The organism is Streptomyces sp. NPDC001231, from assembly GCF_042896885.1.
Taxonomy (GTDB): Bacteria; Actinomycetota; Actinomycetes; order Streptomycetales; family Streptomycetaceae; genus Streptomyces.
On the sequence record NZ_JBIAXS010000025.1, the window covers coordinates 63822 to 83900 of the forward strand.

At 70.9% G+C, this 20079-nt stretch carries 20 protein-coding genes; 18 read left to right on the forward strand and 2 right to left on the reverse strand.

From position 1 onward, the window contains the following. The first annotated feature begins 117 nt into the window (after window positions 1–117). Complete coding sequence (locus tag ACFY3J_RS27470) at window positions 118–642, forward strand: hypothetical protein (RefSeq protein ID WP_390841938.1); 525 nt, start codon at window positions 118–120, stop codon at window positions 640–642. A 119-nt stretch (window positions 643–761) separates the two neighbouring features. Then, window positions 762–1022 (forward strand): hypothetical protein, encoded by a 261-nt coding sequence (locus ACFY3J_RS27475; protein ID WP_390841939.1) that lies wholly within the window; start codon window positions 762–764, stop codon window positions 1020–1022. Window positions 1023–1024: 2 nt separating this feature from the next. Here ACFY3J_RS27475 and ACFY3J_RS27480 read toward each other — a convergent pair whose 3' ends face one another. Then, window positions 1025–1471, reverse strand: a complete 447-nt coding sequence (locus tag ACFY3J_RS27480; RefSeq protein ID WP_390841940.1) for an ATP-binding protein — start codon at window positions 1469–1471, stop codon at window positions 1025–1027. Window positions 1472–1608: 137 nt separating this feature from the next. Here ACFY3J_RS27480 and ACFY3J_RS27485 point away from each other — a divergent pair, with 137 nt between their 5' ends. Both ACFY3J_RS27485 and ACFY3J_RS27490 read left to right on the forward strand, forming a co-directional pair. Continuing rightward, the gene (locus ACFY3J_RS27485; RefSeq protein ID WP_390841941.1) at window positions 1609–2427 is read left to right on the forward strand and encodes a helix-turn-helix domain-containing protein; all 819 of its coding nucleotides are present in this window, start codon (window positions 1609–1611) and stop codon (window positions 2425–2427) included. Next, window positions 2424–2606: a DUF397 domain-containing protein gene (locus tag ACFY3J_RS27490; protein ID WP_390841942.1), complete on the forward strand. Its 183-nt coding sequence runs from the start codon at window positions 2424–2426 to the stop codon at window positions 2604–2606. Before ACFY3J_RS27485 ends, ACFY3J_RS27490 begins: the two co-directional genes overlap by 4 nt. Here the strand turns inward: ACFY3J_RS27490 and ACFY3J_RS27495 are convergent. Further along, window positions 2577–3827 (reverse strand): MFS transporter, encoded by a 1251-nt coding sequence (locus ACFY3J_RS27495; RefSeq protein WP_390841943.1) that lies wholly within the window; start codon window positions 3825–3827, stop codon window positions 2577–2579. The genes ACFY3J_RS27490 and ACFY3J_RS27495 overlap by 30 nt on opposite strands. A gap of 83 nt (window positions 3828–3910) precedes the next feature. Here ACFY3J_RS27495 and ACFY3J_RS27500 point away from each other — a divergent pair, with 83 nt between their 5' ends. The 14 genes from ACFY3J_RS27500 to ACFY3J_RS27565 all read left to right on the forward strand — a co-directional run bounded on the left by ACFY3J_RS27500 (window position 3911) and on the right by ACFY3J_RS27565 (window position 19843). Then, complete coding sequence (locus ACFY3J_RS27500) at window positions 3911–4912, forward strand: LysR family transcriptional regulator (protein WP_390841944.1); 1002 nt, start codon at window positions 3911–3913, stop codon at window positions 4910–4912. 531 nt (window positions 4913–5443) lie between these two features. Then, on the forward strand, window positions 5444–6436 hold the full coding sequence (locus tag ACFY3J_RS27505; RefSeq protein ID WP_390841945.1) for a translation initiation factor IF-2: 993 nt from the start codon (window positions 5444–5446) through the stop codon (window positions 6434–6436). Next, window positions 6436–8664 (forward strand): glycosyltransferase, encoded by a 2229-nt coding sequence (locus tag ACFY3J_RS27510; RefSeq protein WP_390841946.1) that lies wholly within the window; start codon window positions 6436–6438, stop codon window positions 8662–8664. Before ACFY3J_RS27505 ends, ACFY3J_RS27510 begins: the two co-directional genes overlap by 1 nt. After that, window positions 8661–10163 carry an acyltransferase gene (locus tag ACFY3J_RS27515; protein WP_390841947.1) on the forward strand — a complete coding sequence of 501 codons (1503 nt, stop codon included), beginning with the start codon at window positions 8661–8663 and terminating at the stop codon, window positions 10161–10163. The genes ACFY3J_RS27510 and ACFY3J_RS27515 overlap by 4 nt, the downstream gene beginning before the upstream one ends. A gap of 479 nt (window positions 10164–10642) precedes the next feature. Beyond that, window positions 10643–10846, forward strand: coding sequence for an RlpA-like double-psi beta-barrel domain-containing protein (locus ACFY3J_RS27520; protein WP_324838204.1), 204 nt, complete (start codon window positions 10643–10645; stop codon window positions 10844–10846). A gap of 13 nt (window positions 10847–10859) precedes the next feature. Then, window positions 10860–11477: a cell wall protein gene (locus ACFY3J_RS27525; protein WP_384179515.1), complete on the forward strand. Its 618-nt coding sequence runs from the start codon at window positions 10860–10862 to the stop codon at window positions 11475–11477. Window positions 11478–11511: 34 nt separating this feature from the next. Then, a complete protein-coding gene (locus ACFY3J_RS27530) occupies window positions 11512–12414 on the forward strand; it encodes a MauE/DoxX family redox-associated membrane protein (RefSeq protein WP_390841948.1) in 903 nt (300 codons plus the stop codon). 187 nt (window positions 12415–12601) lie between these two features. Continuing rightward, window positions 12602–13255 carry a hypothetical protein gene (locus ACFY3J_RS27535; RefSeq protein ID WP_384179511.1) on the forward strand — a complete coding sequence of 218 codons (654 nt, stop codon included), beginning with the start codon at window positions 12602–12604 and terminating at the stop codon, window positions 13253–13255. After that, window positions 13243–14274, forward strand: a complete 1032-nt coding sequence (locus ACFY3J_RS27540) for a hypothetical protein (protein ID WP_384179509.1) — start codon at window positions 13243–13245, stop codon at window positions 14272–14274. The genes ACFY3J_RS27535 and ACFY3J_RS27540 overlap by 13 nt, the downstream gene beginning before the upstream one ends. Window positions 14275–14334: 60 nt before the next feature. After that, window positions 14335–15003: a hypothetical protein gene (locus ACFY3J_RS27545; RefSeq protein WP_384179507.1), complete on the forward strand. Its 669-nt coding sequence runs from the start codon at window positions 14335–14337 to the stop codon at window positions 15001–15003. Window positions 15004–15138: 135 nt separating this feature from the next. Further along, window positions 15139–15732: a CGNR zinc finger domain-containing protein gene (locus tag ACFY3J_RS27550; protein ID WP_390841949.1), complete on the forward strand. Its 594-nt coding sequence runs from the start codon at window positions 15139–15141 to the stop codon at window positions 15730–15732. A 343-nt stretch (window positions 15733–16075) separates the two neighbouring features. Further along, window positions 16076–16597 (forward strand): sigma-70 family RNA polymerase sigma factor, encoded by a 522-nt coding sequence (locus ACFY3J_RS27555; protein ID WP_019056398.1) that lies wholly within the window; start codon window positions 16076–16078, stop codon window positions 16595–16597. Continuing rightward, window positions 16597–17406, forward strand: a complete 810-nt coding sequence (locus tag ACFY3J_RS27560; protein WP_384179503.1) for an anti-sigma factor family protein — start codon at window positions 16597–16599, stop codon at window positions 17404–17406. Before ACFY3J_RS27555 ends, ACFY3J_RS27560 begins: the two co-directional genes overlap by 1 nt. A gap of 115 nt (window positions 17407–17521) precedes the next feature. Beyond that, window positions 17522–19843, forward strand: coding sequence for a HelD family protein (locus ACFY3J_RS27565; RefSeq protein WP_390841950.1), 2322 nt, complete (start codon window positions 17522–17524; stop codon window positions 19841–19843). Window positions 19844–20079 lie beyond the last annotated feature (236 nt).

The window sequence follows — 20079 nt, forward strand, 5'->3', positions numbered from 1 at the left end:
CGGTACCGAAAAAATGGGAATTTCATCATGATCAGCTATTGGGTCGCGGTCATACGCCGTTTTGCCGTGGGGCTTGCCGCACTTGCCGTTCTCTGCGGGGGTGCCATGGCCGGTGTCATGATCTGGGACGATGCGACCGCCTGGGTGGCCGCGCTGCTTCAGGGGACACTCTTCGGGCTCGCGGTGGGTGCTGTCGTGGCCATCGTCGGCTCCACGTCGAACGTATGGCAGGCCGCGCGTATGGCTTCGCGCCACGGCCTGACACTTTCCCCCGAGGCCGTGCCCCTGCCGTGCACCGCTGAGATCCGCGTGCCGATACGTCCCGGCACCACCGCCCACCAGCTCACCGCCAGTGTGCTGCACGCCCTCAAGCCGCTCCCGGCCCCCTACGTCGAAAGTGTCACGGAATTCACCCACGGCGAGCTCACCGTCATCTGTAAGGGACGGCTGAGCCTCCCGGTGAGGTTCCACGTCTCCATCACGACGGAAGGGGACACCGCGACCGTGACCATGGACGCCCGTCCCAAGGCCGCCTGGAGAGTCCTTGACGAAGGCGCCAGTTGGTGCGTCCTCAAGGCCTTCGAGCCGCTCGTCGGCAAGGCCGTCCAGGACGAAGCGGGCGGCGTGAGCGCCAATACGTGAAGATCTCACTTCCCGGATTCCCCGCCGCGTGATCGGATCAAGGTCGACCGATGCGCGCCCGCCGCCGCTCGGGCACGGCGCGGCAGGCCTGCGCAGTAGTGGGGGAGTGCACGGTTTCCATGGCGGGGCGGCTGAGTACGGCAGGACGAGCGCGGGCCGAGATGATCGGGGTGTCCGCTCTGGCCGTCCTGGTCCACGGATCGGCCGTGGTGGGTGTGGTGCTCGGTGGGCTGTGGACGCTCGTGTGGTCCCTGCCGGCCATGCTGGGTTCCCTCGTGGTGATCTGGTTCGTCCGTGAAGGGATCCGGGCGGAAAGGTCGGCGGCGGCGGGCGTGGAGGACGGGGAAGAGCCGCGCGAAGGCGACGTCGACCAGCAGTGACATCACCCCTCTGCCTGTGTCCGCGGGTCCGGGGCGAGTTCGAACCACACCGTCTTGCCGATGCCGGCCTCGCGGGGTTCCGCGCCCCAGTCGTTCGCCAGCGTCTCCACCAGCGCCAGGCCCCGGCCCGACTCGTCCTCCGGTGATGCCTCCCGGGGCGTCGGCAGCGTGTCGTTCGCGTCCGTCACCGAGACGCGCAGGCGGCCCTCCTCGCTCAGTACGCAGCGCGCCCGAATCTCCCGGCCCGGCGCCTTCGCGTGGCGGTAGGCGTTCGTCATCAGCTCGCTGAGCAGGAGCACCGCCGTCTCCGTCACTTCATCGGGCAGCTTCCACGACGTTGCCTGTTCGCGCAGGAGCACCCGGGCCCTGCTCACGCTCCTCGCGTCGCGCGGGAAGCGGAACTCGATGTCCTGGGGGAGCGCGGTGGGTGAGCGGTGCGGCGTCGGCATACGGGCTGGTTCCTTGCGTGTGATTCTCCGTCGTTCGGCGGGAGAATGCTGCTGGCCTGCGCCTAGCCTCGGAAGTAGCGGGTCGGGTACGCAGCGTGGCTGTACACGGTGCGGCAGTGGGAGGCGGGTGAGGGCGCGTGGCTACGGGGGACTCCCAGCAGGCGCAGCAGAACTGGCGTTACTGCGGTGGACAGATCAAGCTGTGGCGGGAGGAGGCCCAGGTCACCCGGCAGGTCCTGGCCGAAGAGGCCGGCTACGACTACGAGTACGTCAAGTCGATGGAGTGCGGGCGCCGTCGGCCGACGCTGCGGCTGTTGCAGGTCGCTGATCAACTGTGCGGGGCGCGAGGCAAGTTGTCGGCCGCGCACGAGTTCCTGAAACCCGAGCCGTTCCCCCAACGGACGCAACAGTACGTGCTGGTGGAGGCCGAGGCCATCACCGTCCAGTGGTACGAGCCCCTGTTGATTCCCGGCCTGCTCCAGACTCCGGAGTACGCACGAGCGCTGATCAGCAGCAACTGCCCTCCCCTGGACGAGGAGACGGTGGACGAGCGGGTCGCGGCCCGGCTGAAGCGGCAGGAGAAGCTGACCAGCAAGCCGCCCACGCACTTCAGTTTCGTGGTGCACGAGGCCGCGTTGCGCTCGGTCGTCGGCGGCCGGGACGTCATGCGCAACCAGTGCCGGCACCTGCTGGAGGTTGGCAAGCGGCGTCACCTGTCGATCCAGGTACTCCCGTTCTGCACCGCTCCCACGGCTGCGCTCAGCGGGCCGATGGTGCTGGTGGAGACCGCCGATCATGAGCGCTACGCCTTTGTCGACGGGCAGTCGACGGGCGCCCTTTACTCTGACGGAAACAAGCTCAGTACATTGACTCAGCGCTATGGCATGATCCGCATGCAGGCGCTTAGTGTGGAGGAGTCTGCCCAGTTCACCAGGAAGGTGGCGGAGGAGCTGTGAGCGACGAACTGTCATGGTTCAAGTCGAGTTATAGCGACTCCGAAGGCAGCGCCTGCGTCGAAGTCGCCGCCTCTCCCCGCACCATCCACGTCCGTGACTCCAAACTCGGCGTCCACAGCCCGCGCTTCGCGGTGAACGCCGACGCCTGGTCAGAGTTCCTTGCGTACGCCGCTCACTGAGATCAGCAGCGCGATCGCCGCCGCCGTCACCGGGACCGCGTAGCCCGCCGTCGCCGAGACGTGCTCGACCACCCAGCCACCGGTCGCGCTGCCGCAGGCGATGCCGCCGAGCAGGCCGGTCACCGCGAGGGTCATGCCCTCGTTGAGGCGGCCCTCGGGTGAGCGCTGCTGGACCAGGGTCATGTTGGTGACCATGGTGGGCGCCGTCGCCGTACCTGCGACGAGCAGCGCCGCGGACAGCGCGAGCAGGGAGCCTGTCAGCGCGGCGGCCAGCAGCGGCAGGGCCATGAGGGCCGTCATCGCCGCCACGCACCACGGCAGTCGCCGTCCGGCCGGGCCCGCCGGTCGCAGGGCCCCGTACACCAGCCCGGCCACGCACGAACCGGCCGCCTGGAGGCCGAGTGCCACGCCCGCCACCGACCGATGGCCCCGCTCGTCCGCGAACGCCACGGTGACGACCTCCATCGCGCCGAACACCGCGCCGATGGCGAGGCACACGGCGAGCTGGCCCGGCATACCGGGGGCGCGCAGAGGTGCCCGCGCGGGAGTGCGGGGGCTCGGCGGCGGCTCGGTCGAGCGCTGGGCGGTGAACAGGAGGATGCCGGTCAGCAGGAGTACGGCGCCGACCAGCGTGCCGGCCTCGGGGAAGAACGTCCCGGTGAGGAAGGCCGCGAGGACCGGGCCGAGCATGAAGCACAGCTCGTCCGCGGCCTGTTCGAAGGAGTTGGCGGTGTGCAGGGCCTCGGGGTCGGACCGCAGCAGGTGCGCCCAGCGGGCGCGGGACATTCCGCCGGTGTTGGGGGTGGTCGCGGTGGCGGCGTACGCGGCGAACAGGGTCCAGTCGGGAGCGTCGTGGCGCACGCACAGCAGGAGGGCCAGGCTGCCCAGGACCGCGCAGACGGTGGCGGGCACGGCGATCCGGGCCTGCCCGTACCGGTCCACCAGCCGGGCGACCCAGGGGGCGGTCACCGCGGTCGCCGCGAGGCCGGTGGCGGTGACGGCGCCGGCCAGCGCGTACGAGCCCCGTGCACCGGCGATCATGACGACCGCGCTCACGCCGAACATGCCCGACGGCAGCCGGGCTATCAGGTTCCCGGCGGTGAAGGCGCGGGTGCCGGGGAGGGCGAACAGGCGGCGGTAGGGGACGAGTAGGGAGGCGCGACCTTCCCTGGAGGCCGGCGCGGCGGCCGAGGTGGCGGACGGGGCAGGGGTTTTCGGCATGCCGTCACCGTCGCCCCCGCGCTGACCTGCGGTCCAACACCTGGTCGGGTGCGATTGACGCATCTGCGTTGTAAGTTCGGCCGGTGCCTGCCGAACCCGGACCGCCGTCCCTCTTCGCCGAGGGGATCGCCCCCCGCCTGCTGCGCGCCTTCGTCACCGTCGCCGAGGAACTGCACTTCACACGCGCCGCCGCGCGGCTGTACGTCGCCCAGCAGGCCCTCAGCCGTGACATCCGGCGGCTGGAGCGGGAGTTGGGCGCCGTGTTGTTCGTACGGACCACCCGGCAGGTCACGCTGACCGCCGAGGGCACCCGGCTGCTGCCGTACGCCCGCCGGGTGCTCCAGGCGCAGCGCGCGCTGCTCGACGCCTTCGGCCGGGGCGAGCCGGAGCGGCCGCTGCTCGTCGACGTCAACAGCCCGGGGCTGCTCGGGGAGCGGGTGCTGGACCGGGCGCGGTCCCAAGTCCCGCACCTCGAACTGATGACCCGTTTCGAGAGCGGTCTGACCGGTGCCGCCGCCGAGATCCTGGCCGGCCGGCTCGACGCGTCGTTCGGACGGTTCGCCGGGCTCGATCCCGTGGTCCGGCAGGGACTGCTGCACCAGCCCGTGCGGTACGAGCGGATGGCCGTCATCCTGCCCGAGGGGCACCGGCTCGCGCACCTGGAGCAGGTGTCGCTCGACGCCCTGGCGGGGGAGACCGTGTACGCGGGCGCGGGCAATCCGCGCACGCTGGAGTGGACCGACCTCGCGCGGGAGCTGTTCGAGGGGCGCGGCATCGGCATCGCACCGCCCGCTCCGCTCGCGATCGGCGTGGCCGAGTTCCGGCGGATCATGGCCAAGCACAGGAACCCGATTCTCGCCGTGGTCGACTTTCCGGCGATGCCCCAGACGGTTCTGCGGCCTCTCGTCGAACCCCTTCCGCTGTCGCCGGTGTCGCTGGTGTGGCGAAAGGGGCAGGTTCATCCAGGATTGGATGCGCTCAGGCGTTCTGCTGCCGAACTGGCGCACGAGGAAGGATGGTTGCGCAAGCCGGTGGAGGGGTGGATTCCGGCCATGGACGCGGTCGTGATGGGTGCACACATCTGAGACCCATCTCCACGGCATAGCCACATGCGATACATTCGGGGGCCCGGGTGCACTGTGATAAAGGGGGCGCTCGGGCCGGGTGGAGGCCCTGGCCCGACGACAGTACGTAGGCCCGGATTCGTACGCCTACCTGGAAGTCATGCCCCTGGGGGGAAGCACGTGCGCGTCGACAAATGGCCAGATCACGCCCAACCGAGCGGCTCCGGATCTCCATCCGGAGACGGTCGGCGGACGGCCGGGGCCGCGGACCCGAGCGAGTCACCCATATCCGGTGATGCCCTCGGCACGGAACCGGATTCAGGCCACCCCGCCGTAACGGCGCCGGGTTCCGGTGACCGGGGTGCGTGGCCGGATGCCGCCGGGCGGACGGCGGCCTGGCCGACGGCCGGTCCTGGCGGTGCGCAGAGACGCCCCCAAGGAGTCGGTGAGGACCGGGGTCCGGGTCCGGCGGCGGGCTCCTGGTTCGACAAGGGCCGCACGGCCGAGCCGGCGATCGCGGCGGAGACCCGGGTACTGCCGGGGTCGGGGCCGATGGCGGACACCTGGATGACGACGGACCCGGAGGCTGCCGCCGAGACGCAGATGCTGCCTGGAACGGCTGCCGCCGCGGAGACGCGGATGCTCCCCGGACCCGCGGCCGTGGCGGAGACGCAGTTGCTGCCCGGAGCGCCGGGTGCCGCGGCACCCGGGGTGTCGGCAGGCGCGGGCACCGGTCCCGCCGGCACCGGCCCCCTGCGGGTGCAGGTCGAGGACCCCTGGGAGACCCACGACCCGCACGAGGTCACCGTGCAGCTCGACGCCGTGAGCCTGCGGCCGGGCGGCACCCTCGGGTCGGCCGGCCCCGCCGGCAAGGAGGCCGACCGGCCCGTCTTCGTCGACGAGTCCGGCCGCCGCAGCCGCCGCTTCCGCCGGCTCGGCATGGCCATCGGCCTCGCCTGCGCGGTCTACGCGGTCGTCATCGTCGTCACCCTGCTGTCCGGCAACGCGGCCGCCCCTTGGGTACCGGTCCCGGTCCCGGGCGCCGACGACCAGCCGGCGAGCAAGGTCAAGGAGTCCCCGCAGCAGTCGGATGCCACCAGCCCGTCCCCGGACACCAGCGGTTCGCCCGAGGCCACCACCGACCCCTCCGCCCCCACCGTCCCGAGCGCCGGTGTGAACCCGCCCGCGGGATCCACCGCCGTATCGGGAGCCCCGGCCGTGTCCGGCGGGACGCCCGCCGCGCCGAGCGACCCCGCGCCCTCGGTGTCCAGCACGAAGAAGGCCACCCCGGACCGCAGCGTGCCGCCCGCCACCGGGGGCAACGGCTCGTCCCCGGAGACCAACACGCCGCCGACCGACTCGGGTTCGGCCGATCCCGGCCCGGACCCGACCGCGACCGGCAAGCCCGGCGATTCCGGCGGCAGCGGCGTCACCACCAACAACAATGCCGGGGGAGCCCCCACGGCGAACCCCGTCGCCACCACCGGCCGGGCCGCCGACCGGCCCGGCGTCACCCCCGACCACTCTCCGGAGAACGTCCTCTGATGGCCTCCCGTTCCAACCGTCGCCGCTCCACCAGAGGCGACGGGCGATCACAGCGTGCCCCGGCACACGTCAATCTGCGACGTCGCCGGCTGCCCATGCGCTGGGTGCTCCCCGTCATGCTGCTGGTCGCCATGACCGCGATGCTGATGCTGCGCGGCTATGTGCACAGCGAGATCCTCGCCGACTACCGCATCAGGCCCGAGGCCGGCTACGACAAGGTGCCCGAGGAGATCCTCGAGGGCGGCCCGGTCATCGACACCCGCAGTGGCAAGACCGCCAGCCTGAGCGTGCCCAAGCACCGGCTCGTCCTCACCTTCGACGACGGTCCCGACCCCGAGTGGACCCCCAAGGTGCTCGACGTGCTCAAGAAGCACAACGCGCACGGGGTTTTCTTCATCACCGGCACCATGGCCTCGCAGTACCCGGACCTGGTCAAGCGCATCGTGCGCGAGGGACACGAGATCGGGCTGCACACCTTCAACCACCCCGACCTGTCCTACAAGTCCCCCGGCGGCATCGACTGGCAGCTGTCCCAGAACCAGATGGCCCTGGAGGGCGCCGCCGGCATCCGCACGTCGCTGTTCCGGCCGCCGTACTCGTCCTTCGCCGACGCGATGGACAACGCGTCCTGGCCGGTCACCGAGTACATCGGCTCCCGCGGCTACCTCACGGTCCTCAACAACACCGACAGTGAGGACTGGCAGAAGCCGGGCGTCGACGAGATCATCCGCAGGGCCACCCCGAAGCACGGCGACGGTGCCATCGTCCTGATGCACGACTCCGGTGGCGACCGGCACCAGACCGTCGAGGCGCTCGACAAGTTCCTGCCCGACCTCCAGGCCAAGGGCTACAAGTTCCAGAACCTCACCGAGGCCCTCGGCGCACCCAGCGCGCACACCCCGGTCGCCGGTGCCGAGCTGTGGAAGGGCCGGGCCTGGATCTTCCTGGTCCAGGCGTCGGACGAACTCACCGGCGTGCTGGTCGTCGGCCTCGCCGTCATCGGCTCCCTCGTCCTCGTCCGCTTCGGTCTGATGCTGCTGCTCTCGGGGGCGCACGCCCGCCGGGTGCGCAAGAAGAACTTCCGCTGGGGTCCCGACGCGCCGATCACCCGGCCGGTGTCGGTGCTCGTCCCGGCGTACAACGAGGCCAAGTGCATCGAGAACACGGTGCGTTCACTTGTCGCGAGCGACCATCCGATCGAGGTGCTCGTCATCGACGACGGCTCCAGCGACGGCACCGCGCGCATCGTCGAGAACCTGAACCTGCCGGGCGTGCGGGTCATCCGGCAGCTCAACGCGGGCAAGCCGGCCGCGCTCAACCGGGGCCTGGCCAACGCCCGGTACGACATCATCGTGATGATGGACGGCGACACCGTGTTCGAGCCGTCCACCATCCGCGAGCTGGTGCAGCCCTTCGCCGACCCGAAGGTCGGCGCGGTCGCCGGCAACGCCAAGGTGGGCAACAAGGACTCGCTCATCGGGGCCTGGCAGCACATCGAGTACGTGATGGGCTTCAACCTCGACCGCCGGATGTACGACATCCTCGGCTGCATGCCGACCATCCCCGGAGCGGTCGGCGCCTTCCGGCGCAGCGCGCTGGAGCGGGTCGGCGGCATGAGCGAGGACACGCTCGCCGAGGACACCGACGTCACCATGGCACTGCACCGCGACGGCTGGCGGGTGGTGTACGCGGAGAACGCCCGCGCCTGGACCGAGGCCCCGGAGTCCGTGCAGCAGCTGTGGTCCCAGCGCTACCGCTGGTCGTACGGCACCATGCAGGCGATCTGGAAGCACCGCCGGGCCATCGTGGAGCGCGGCCCCTCGGGCCGCTTCGGCCGCGTCGGACTGCCGTTCGTCTCCCTGTTCATGGTGGTGGCCCCGCTGCTGGCCCCGCTGATCGACGTCTTCCTGCTGTACGGGCTGGTGTTCGGCCCCACGGAGAAGACCGTCGGCGCCTGGCTCGGCGTACTGGCGGTGCAGGCGATCTGCGCCGCGTACGCCTTCCGGCTGGACCGCGAGCGGATGAGCCACCTCATCTCGCTGCCGCTCCAGCAGATTCTCTATCGGCAACTGATGTACGTCGTCCTGCTCCGGTCCTGGATGACGGCGCTCACCGGCGGTCGGCTGCGCTGGCAGAAACTGCGGCGCACCGGCGTGGTGGAGGCGCCGGGTTCGGTCCCGCAACAGCGGGCGACGGGCAACGGCAGTGAACGGAGGCCCGTCGGATGACGGCACACGAGTACGGGACGGCGGACGGCACACCGCCGCCGGGCGTACCGGGGACGCCCCCGGGCCCGGGTCCCGGTTACGGTTCCTCGGTACCCGCCAACTCGGGGCCGGCCCCGGGGAGCCGGCCGTACGGGGACGCGACGGGGACGACGGCCGGTACCGCGGGCGGATACCCGGCCGGGCCCACGACCGGGACCACGGCCGGGTGGCCGTACGACGGTGCCGGCGAGGTGAGGATCCCCGCGCAGAAGACGGCGGACGCGGTGCACGGGGCGGCCCCGGCGGACACCACCGGCGCCGACTCGACCGGCACGACCGGTGGGGCCGACACGGCCGGCGCGGAGAAGAAGCCGGCGGTCCCCGGCCGTGACCGCTATCTGGACCTGCTGCGCTCCATCGCCCTGATACGTGTGGTGGCGTACCACCTCTTCGGCTGGGCCTGGCTGTCGGTCCTCTTCCCGTCCATGGGCGTGATGTTCGCGCTGGCGGGCTCGCTCATGGCGCGCTCGCTCAACCGTCCCGCCGTGTCCGTGATCAAGAGCAGGGTGCGCAGGCTGCTGCCCCCGCTGTGGGTGTTCGGCGCGCTGATGCTCGGGATCCTGTTCGTGCAGGGCTGGAGTCCGGCGAGGGATCCGGACCTCGGGGGCCCTCTCTGGGGCCCGGTCAGCGTGTTCAACTACCTGGTGCCGATCGGCGCCCCGCCGTACCCCTTGAGCATCGGCTCCGAGTCCGGGCTGCTGGAGAGCAGTTGGGCGGACCAGGCGGCGGGTCCGCTGTGGTACCTGCGGGCCTACCTGTGGTTCGTGCTCGCCTCCCCGCTGCTGCTGTGGGCGTTCCGCCGGGTGCCGTGGGCGACCCTGCTGTTCCCGCTGGGGCTCACCGCCGTGGTCGGCACCGGGCTGGTCACCATCCCCGGCGAGACCGGCAACGCGGTCCAGGACTTCGCCGTGTACGGCAGCTGCTGGGTGCTCGGCTTCGCCCACAACAACGGCATGCTGAAGCAGATCCCGCGCTATGCGGCGGTGTCCGGCGCGGCGGCGTTGATGGCCTTCGGCCTGTGGTGGGCGTCCGGCCACCTCGGCTCCGAGGGCTGGGACCTGAACGAGATCCCGCTCGCGCAGGCGACCTGGTCGTTCGGCATCGTGGTGATCCTGTTGCAGTACTCGCCGTCGTGGCAGACGCTGCCGGGTCGGCTGGCCAAGTGGGACAAGCTCATCACCCTCTCCAACAACCGAGCGGTGACGATCTACCTCTGGCACAACCTGCTCATCATGGCGACGGTGCCGATCCTCGACCTGGCCTACGACCTGCCCTTCATGCAGAGCGACGCGGCCTCGTCGTGGCTGGACTCGACGGAAATCATCTGGCAGTTCGTGCTCGTCTGGCCGCTGATAGGGCTGGCCATACTGTCCGTCGGCTGGATCGAGGACCTGGCGGCGAAGCGCAAGCCCCGACTGTGGCCGAACGGGGCGCAGAAGAAGCGGGCAAGGGCTCACTGAGCCGGGCCCGCTGAGCCGGGTTTGCCGAGCCGGGTGCCCCGCGTCCTACGGGCGCGGGGCACCGTCTGTTTGCCGGGCATGGAGTCGTCGGAGTGCCGCCGGACTCTGGCCAACGCGCGTAGACGGGCGCATCATGGGGGTGCTTTGTGCGCACAACCCTCGCACTGAAATTGTCATGCACGCGTCATTCCCGCCTCATTCCGACGTGTGCGTGCACGCTCATCCACGCGCGTCATTCAGCGACAAAGGGAGACGGCACGATGGCTTGCGGATCGACCAGCCTATGGGCCGGTGAAACGAGCTGGTTCTGTTGCGGATCCTCCTGGGGTCCGTGCGGCAGCGCGGGCGGCGGCGCCTGCGGCAACTGCCGGTCCAGCGCGAATCACGGCGCCTGGCCCAACGCGTCACAGGCATGCTGGAACATCACCCGGCCCGACCTGTGCGGCGAGAACATCCCCAGACGCGGCTGCGGTGCGGTGATGAACATCAGACACCAGTGCTCCGGCGCCACCGTCTGCATCACGATCACCGACTGCGGACCGCGCACCAAGGACTGGTGCGGCGAGGCCACCTGCTGCAACGGCGCCTGCCGCACCAACCGCGTGCTGGACCTGACCCCGGCCGCCTTCTCGGCGATCGGCAACCTCAGCTCCGGCAAGCTTCCGGTCTACATCTACGAGTGAGGGGGAGTTCGTCATGACGTACCGTCAGAAGGGCGACGGCGGCCTGGGCCGCCGGCGCTTCCTCACCACGGCCGCCCTCACCGGCGCCACCATCGTCGGCGCGTCCGCCCTCGGCGGCTTCGACGCCGACGCGGCCTTCGCCGCCGAGCCGTCGCTCGACCCGGCGGTCCCCAAGTCGGTCTTCGTGGAGGGCCGGATCACCGGCATCACCGGCAGCGTCCTGGAAGTCGCGGGATCCTACGGCGACCACGCCCGGGTCCAGATGACCAACGTCACCAGCGTCTGGAAGGTCCGGCCCACCACCGCGGCCGAGATCGAGATCGGGGACGGGCTGTACGCGCGGGGCGTCCCGATGCCGGACGGCACCGTCGCCGCCGACGCGGTGTGGGTGAACATCGTGAACCTCGACACCACGATCCGGGGCATCGCGAAGAACCGGGTGCACCTCTCCCACGGGCAGCACGAGATCGTCGGCCACGTGCGTCAGGACGCGACGAACGCCTCCTACGCGGGCCGCGCGCTCACCTCGGACCTTTCCCGACTGCGCATCGGGCAGAGCGCCCAGGTGCTCGGCGCCTGGCGGCCGTCCGACAACTCGGTGGACGTCGTCCGTATCTCCGTCGGGCACTGACGGCCGGATCCGAGGAGGGGAAGGGAAGGGAAGGATGCTCTCACTGACAACGGGCCTCGTACCGCTGGTCCTCGCGGGTCTGCTGGGGTGGACCGGCGCGGTCAAGCTCTTCGACCGGGACACCGTGCGCCGGGCACCGAAGACGGCGCTGGCCCGGATGCTGCGCAGCAGCGAGCGGGCGGCGCTGGTGCTGCGCGGAACCGGAGCCGTGGAACTCCTGCTCGCCGCGGGGCTGCTGGCCGTACCGGCGAACCCGGTGCCGGGCATGGCCACCGCCGCCCTCGGGGCCGGGTTCCTCGGCTATCTCGGCTACGGCCGGGCGCTGGCACCGGAGTCCTCCTGCGGCTGTTCCGCGAACGAGGACACCCCGATCACCTGGCGGGCGTTCGCGCGTGCCGCACTGGTGCTCGCGGGCGGCGCGACGGCGGCGGTGGCGCACGGGGTCTGGTGGTCCACGCTCACCGAACGGCCCGGTGGATCGGTCGTGTTCCTGGCCGTGGCGGTGGCCGTACTGGTGGCGCTGTCGGTCGATCCCGACCGGTGGTGGCTGCTGCCGCTGCGCCGGCTGAGGCTGCGTGTCTTCGGGCATCCGCTCTTCGGCAGTGAGCCGGGGGACCGTGTGCCGGTCGCCGCCAGCGTCGAACTGCTGGAGAACTCCCTCGCCTGGCAGACCGCGTTCCCGGTGGTCCGGTCGGGTCTGCTGGACCACTGGGAGGAGGACGGCTGGCGGATCCTCCTCTACTCGGGCGTGTACGGGACGCGGGAGAACGCGCGGCCGGTCTCCGTGGTCTTCGCCCTGGACGCCACCGCCGGCCGCGACACCCCCGGCGACCCGGTGGTCCGCGTCAGCTTCATCGACGCGAACACCGGCAACCGGGTGGCAGAGGACCTCCTGAAGGCGGTCCCTCCGCGCAGGGCTCTGCCCACACTCGGCTGACGGGGTGACCTCCCACGGCTCGCCGTCCCTGCGGGGCCGGTGAGCCGTGAGCGGAGGTGCGGGCTCCGTTCGCGTACGTCTCATGTGCGGGCGTGGTGGTTGAACCTCTCGCTGGTGTGGGTGCGGGTGATCTCGGTAGCGTGTCGGCTGTTTCGTCCCAACCCACCTGCCCCACCAGGAGCCTGCTGTGAACCGCCGTCCAACCCGCCTGCTCACCACAGTCGTCGCCGGCACAGCGGCCGCAGTACTCCTCGCCGGTTGCGGCGGGAGCGAAGGCGACGCCAAAGCCAACGAGAAGATCGCGGGCGCGGACACGGGTACGGAGACGCCGGCCTCCCCGACTCCGTCCGCGACGGCGGGGCGACCGGAGATCGCGTTGCCGTCGGATCTCACCTACTCCTTCGAGTGGCCCAAGACGGGCGACAAGGCCAAGGACGCCGTTCTCTACGACAGCCAGCAGCTCATCAAGGCAGTGGACATGGCGATCGCCGAGCAGAAGCCGCTCGACAAGGGGTATCGCTTCTACTCAGAGGGCGAGGCGGCGGCGGGAAGCCAGAAGTTCATCCAGGAGTTCGTGGACTACAAGGACCGGATCACCGGCGCCAAGCGGTACTACGCCGCCAAGGTCCAGGTCAACGATGGCGGAACGGCGAGCCTCGTCTACTGCGAAGACCAGAACAAGGCGTACAACAAGAGCCTGAAAACCGGAAAGACGGAGGTGACCCCGCAGTCGAAGGACAACTACGTCCTCTACAGCAGCCGACTGCGAGTCAACAAGCAAGGCATCTGGGTCACTGAGAAGCTGATGTCGCAGCGGGGGAGTTCCGTATGCCAGCCCTGAGCGACCTGCGACGCGCAGGCGTCGTCACCGCCACAGCCGCGCTGTTGCTCTGCCCGACACAGGCATGGGCGGGCTACGGGCACGGCGGCAGCACCAATGGCGGGAGCGACACCGCCGCTTCGGGCGACGCCGACGGTGACACGATCTCCGCGACCGCCGGAGGCATCGTGTTCGACCGGTCCAAGAACGGCACCGGCAGCTCCGCGGGACCGGTCGCCCCGGTTTCGTCCTGGACCCCGCCCGCCTGCTGGTATGCCCCGAAGTACACGCCGGAGCAACTGCAGAAGTACTTGGAGCCGATCTGGGAGGCCGAGTCCACCGGGCACGAGTGGGACGCCCAGCAGCGTGACCGGTACGTCGACGGCCACCCGTACAAGGACTTCAACAAGGACAAGGCCGGCAAGGGCTACTGGTGGGCCTCGTACGTCAACAAGGACTTCCCACCGGGGTGGGACAAGTGCGACGAGCCGATCTTCTGGGTCGACCAGGGCGCCGCTCCACCCGCGAACATCGTGAATGCCGTGACTCCCCGGATCCTTGCCGAACTCGCCTACAACGAGATCCGTGTGCCCGGTACCGAGGTGACGCTTGCCCCGGCGGGGGCGACCAAGGTGAATCTGCCGACCTGGGCGTGGCTGGACGGGGCGCGGTTCAGGCCGGTTTCCGTGACGGCTTCCGTACCGGTGCTGGGGATTTCCGCGACCACCACCGCCGAGCCCGTCTCGCTGAAGATCGATCCCGGTACGGCGGACGCCGAGACCTACCCCGCGTCGGGGGTCTGCGCGATCAACGGTGACCGTATCGGTGAGGCGTACGCCAAGGGGAAGGCCGACCGGACGCCGCCCTGCGGGGTGAAGTACCTGCGGTCGTCCGGTGACGGCTCGTACCGGTTGAGGGCCACCATCACCTGGAAGATTCACTGGACGGGTACCGGCGGTACCGGCGGGGATCTGCCCGAGGGAACCTTCGGCGACACCCAGGACGTCACGGTTCAGGAGATCCAGGCCGTGAACCGCTGAGCCGGAGTCGGACAACCGAAAAGAGGGGGCGCCGCGGTGAACAGGTGGCGGGTTCGGAAGGTGCTCGAGCAGGTGCGGCGGGGGCAGCGCGTGGAGCTGCGCCTCAGTAAGTCGTCCGTGGCGAAGGCAGCCGGACTCGCCTGTCTCGCCGAGCAGTTCGGGTACGAGTACGTGGGTGCCCAGCGAGTGCGCGACAACAAGATGCAGTTGCTCCTGGCGCCCGACCCCAGCCCGCAGGCCCGGGCCCGGGCCGCGCAGAACTGGGCGCAGTATCCGAACGCCGGGGACGGGGTGTCGCTGCCGCCGCTCGTGCCGGACGCGTTCGAGCTGATGACGGCGCGCATCACCTTCGACCTCACGGACGACCGGGATCGGATACCCCTGGCGCTCGTCGGCGTGTTCGCGACCATCGGGTGTGGTTTCTGCGCGGTGCAGGTCCGGGGGGATCGGCTCTTCCTCGTCGTCGTCGGGATCCTGTGGGTTTTCTTCCTGACCTTCTCCGGTGTCGGGTTCGTCGTCATGGGGAGGCGCCATGCCAGGGCCGTGGCACGGCTCCAGGCCGCCGGATTCGTGGCGGTGACGGAAGAGGGCGGGAGGCTGCGGTATCGGCCGCCGGGGCCGCAGGGGGCGGGGCAGGACTGGCAGGGCGGACCGTATGGGCAAGGCCCCTACGGGCAGGGCCCCTACGGCCAGGGGCCGTACGGGCACGGGCCCTACCACCCGCAGTAGAGGGCGGCCCCGCGCCGCCCGGGGTCTACCGGTCCGGCCGGTGGGCGGGCACTGTGGGAGGGAACGGTTTTCCGGCCTCCGACGATGCCCCGGCGAGGCCTGCCGACCGGGGTGAGCCTAGGCGGTGACAGGCACATGGCACTGGCTGCGGCCACGGTCCCGTACGAGCTGAGGTTCGACGCCGGGCGGGTCTGCCTGGATCTTCTCTCCACCACCCATCCCGTGGAACGGCTGGACTCCCTCGCGCCGCTGCGCGCGTGGATCACCGGATCAGGGTTGGTCCCGCCCGGCTGCCCGCTGGCGCACGCCGACGCCTCCTGGCTCACGTGCTTCCAGGAACTGAGGTGCGACGTAGGGGAGTTGGTGCGAGGCCATCTCGCCCAGGAGGTCCGGGCGTACGACCTCGCGCTCGCCCGCGTCAACGACATCGCCCGTACGGCGCCGCCGGCGCCCCGCGCCGTACGAGGTGAAGACGGCACCCTCGTACGCGAGTTGGCGGATCGACCCGAGTGCGCGGCCCTGCTCGCGGCCGTCGCCCGGGACACCGTTGGGCTGCTCACCGATCCCGTGGCACGGGCGGGCCTGCGCCAGTGCGAGGGCGACAACTGCCCGATCGTGTACCTGGACACGTCCCGGGGGCGCCGGAGGCGCTGGTGCTCCAGCGAGGTCTGCGGGAACCGCGAACGGGTGGCCCGCCACCGCCGACGCGCCGCCCTCTCCCGGACGTAGAGGGGCGGGGAGCAGCAACTCCCGCATCCCATTTGCCGGTTGTGGGTGTTCCGCGTCGAAGTGATTTCGGTAACACTCCGTTTGGTTCCCGCCGGGAGCGGGCACTGCTCGCGCCCCTGCTTCTGTGTCGGAAATGTGAAGGTGAAGCGGGGGGAATGTGCGCCCATGTCCTCCCTCGTCACGTCACCCCCCAGAAATCCGTCGGCCGGTTTTGAACACGGCGTGCCCGAGATCCGTACCCGTCGGCGAGCGACCGACTGGGGGCAAGCCCCGGACACCGGAGGTGGGCGTGCGCAAGGATGCGGCCGTGGCCAATGAACGTGGATCGAGGGCCCGACATCGCATGTCCCAGTCCTCGGAACCTGATGAGGAGTTGATGCGTGCGCTCTATCGCGAGCACGCCGGACCTCTCCTCGCGTATGTCCTGCGGTTGGTGGCGGGAGACCGGCAGCGCGCCGAGGACGTGGTGCAGGAGACGCTCATCCGTGCCTGGAAGAACGCCGGTCAGCTCAATCGAGCCACCGGTTCGGTACGCCCCTGGCTGGTGACGGTCGCCCGGCGCATCGTCATCGACGGCCACCGCAGCCGGCAGGCCCGGCCGCAGGAGGTCGATCCGTCGCCGCTGGAGGTCATCCCCGCGGAGGACGAGATCGACAAGGCGCTGTGGCTGATGACGCTGTCGGACGCGCTCGACGACCTGACCCCGGCCCACCGGGAGGTGCTCGTCGAGACGTATTTCAAAGGGCGTACCGTCAATGAGGCAGCCGAGACACTGGGCATACCCAGCGGCACCGTCCGCTCGCGGGTGTTCTACGCCCTGCGGTCGATGAAGCTGGCGCTGGAGGAGCGGGGGGTGACGGCGTGATGAGCGTGTACGGGGGATTCGGAACGGGTGGTGCGGGTATGTCTGGGGCCATGCAGGGAACCCCGGCTCCGAACGAGCACGAGACCGTCGGCGCCTACGCCCTCGGGATTCTCGACGACGCCGAGGCAACCGCTTTCGAGGCGCATCTCGCCACCTGCGAGTGGTGCGCCCAGCAACTCGACGAACTCGCCGGGATGGAGCCGATGCTGGCCGCGCTCGCGGACCTGCCGGGCTCCGGCGCACCCGCGGTCGGCGAGTCCCTGTCGGCCAAGCCGAGCCCGCGCCTGGTGGAGAAGCTCGTCGACGAGGTCGCCGAGCGCCGCGCCCAGAAGCGCCGGCGCGGCTTCTACATGGTCGCGGCGGCGGCAGCGCTGATCATCGGCGGCCCGCTGACGGCGGTCGCGGTGAGCGGCTCGGACGGCGGCGGGAGCGCCGCGGTGGCCGCGAGCCCCGCGAAGTCCGCCTTCGAGTCGATGCCCGACAAGGTCACGGCGACGGACCCGACGACGAAGGTCACCGCGACGGTCGCCGTCGAGAAGAAGGACTGGGGCACGAACGCCGTTCTCGAGCTGAACAACGTCACCGGCCCGCAGAAGTGCTCGCTCATCGCCGTCGGCAAGAACGGCGAGCGTGAGACGGTCACGTCCTGGTCCGTCCCGAATTGGGGCTACGGCGTCCCGAACGCCAAGACGGAGGAGGCCAAGAACCCCCTCTACGTCCGTGGCGGCGCGGCCCTGGAGCCGAACCAGATCGACCACTTCGAGGTGATGACCTTCGACGGGAAACGACTCGTCGAGGTGCCGTCCTAGCCTCTGTGTGGCGGACCGCGTCTGCGACACGGTCCGCCGGACAGACGTTGGCTTCCGCGAGCGGGCCCCCTTCGCGTACGGTTGACGGCTGCCCAGCACGTCAGAAGGGGGCCCGGTGGCCGCACAGGCTCAGCAGGATTCCGCGGTCGGATCGGTCCACGCCGCGGCGCACGAAGCGGCGCACGACTCCGTACGGGACCGAGAGATCGGCGTGGAACAGCAGCACCTGGACCGGGTGTACCGCCGCCTCGAGGAGAAGATCCACGAGGCCGAGTTCCTCATGCGCGACGCGGCCCAGCGCGGCCAGGTGGGTACACCCGGCGCGCTGGCCGAGCGCGACGCGCAGGTGTTCCGGGCGGGCATCCACCTCAACCGGCTGAACAACGAGTTCGAGGACTTCCTCTTCGGCCGGATCGACCTGCTGCTCGGCAAGGACGGCAGGAAGGGCCCGGACGGCGCGTACACCGCGGTCGAGCCGGCCGAGGGCACGGTCCGCGAGGACGGCACGGCGGAGATCGCCGAGACCCTGCACATCGGCCGCATCGGCGTCCTCGACGAGGACTACTCCCCGCTGGTCATCGACTGGCGGGCACCGGCCGCGGCCCCGTTCTACCGCTCCACCCCGGTCGACCCCGGCCGGGTCGTGCGCCGGCGGGTCATCCGCTCCAAGGGGCGGCGCGTGCTCGGGGTCGAGGACGACCTGATGCGTCCCGAGCTGAAGGCCTTCCTCGACGGCCATGAGCTGCCCGCGATCGGCGACGGCGCGCTGATGGCCGCGCTCGGCCGGGCCCGCAGCCACACCATGCGGGACATCGTCTCCTCCATCCAGGCCGAGCAGGACCTGGTCATCCGCGCCCCCGCCGCCTCGGTGACGTACGTCGAGGGCGGTCCGGGGACGGGGAAGACGGCGGTCGCGCTGCACCGGGCGGCCTACCTGCTCTACCAGGACCGGCGCCGCTACGCGGGCGGCATCCTGATCGTCTCCCCGACGCCGCTGCTCGTGGCCTACACCGAGGGCGTGCTGCCCTCGCTCGGCGAGGAGGGCCAGGTCGCCATCCGGGCGATCGGCTCGCTCGTCGACGGCGCCGGGGCCACGCTGTACGACTCTCCGGCGGTGGCGCGGGCCAAGGGCTCGTACCGGATGCTCAAGGTGCTGCGCAAGGCGGCGCGGGGCGCGCTGGAGTCGAACGGCTCGCCGGACCGGCTGCGGGTCGTCGCCTTCGGCCGCCGGCTGGAGCTGGAGGCCGAGGAGCTCGACCACGTCCGGCGCACCGCCCTCGGCGGCACGGCGCCGGTCAACCTGCTGCGCCCGCGCGCCCGCAAGCTGCTGCTGGACGCCCTGTGGGAGAAGTCGGGCGCCGCCGGCCGGCACACCGACCCGGAACTGGCCGCCGAGCTGCGCTCCTCCTTCGACGAGGACGTGACCGGTGAGGACTCCTTCATCGCCTTCCTCGACGCGTGGTGGCCCGAGCTGACCCCGCCGGCCGTGCTCACCGCCATGGCCGACGAGCGGCGGCTGGGCCGCTGGGCGCGCCGGATCCTCAACCCGGGTGAGGTGCGCCGGGTGGCCCGCTCGCTGCGGCGGAACGGGTACTCGGTGCACGACATCGCCCTGCTCGACGAGCTCCAGGCGATCCTCGGCACCCCGGCCCGCCCGCGCCGGAAGCGCGAGCTGGACCCGCTGGACCAGCTCACCGGTCTCGAGGAGCTGATGCCGACGCGCGAGGAGTCGCAGCGGGAGCGGGCGGAGCGCCTCGCTCAGGAGCGCACCGAGTACGCGCACGTCATCGTGGACGAGGCGCAGGACCTCACGCCCATGCAGTGGCGGATGGTCGGCCGCCGCGGCCGGCACGCCACCTGGACGGTCGTCGGCGACCCGGCCCAGTCCTCCTGGTCCGACCCGGACGAGGCGGCCGAGGCCCGCGACGAGGCCCTGGGCACCCGGCCGCGCCGCCGTTTCCAGCTGACCGTGAACTATCGCAACCCGGCGGAGATCGCCGACCTGGCCTCGAAGGTCCTCGCCCTGGCCATGCCCGGCTCCACCGCGCCGACGGCCGTGCGCTCCACCGGGGTGGAGCCGCGCTTCGCCGTCGTCCGGGGCTCCGTGGAGAAGAGCGCGCGGGCGGAGGCCGAGCGACTGCTGGACCTGGTGGACGGCACGGTCGGCGTGGTCGTCGCCATGAACCGGCGCGAGGAGGCCAGGCGCTGGCTGGCCGGGCTCGGCGACCGGGTGGTGGCCCTCGGCAGCCTGGAGGCCAAGGGCCTGGAGTACGACGCGACGGTCGTCGTCTCGCCCGCGGAGATCGCGGACGAGTCCCCGGCCGGTCTGCGGGTCCTGTACGTGGCCCTGACCAGGGCCACCCAGCAGCTGACGGTGGTCTCCGGGGAGCGGGACGAGCCGGACGGGGCCGGGGTGCCGGATCTGCTGCGGGACTGAACCCGGGGTAACCGCAGCGACGGGAATGGCCATGAGGGATCCGTTTGTTAGCCTGGATACGGCACCGGCCCGATCCAAGCCCCCGGGCCCAACCTTCGTCGCTACGAGCGACCACTTGCCGCGAGGCGAGCATGGCGGGTCGGTGTCATACAAACCTCCAGGAGGCCCACGTCACTCATGTGACGTGGGCCTCTTTTGCTGCCTGCGCATCTTCCGTCACTTCGACTGTTCTCGTA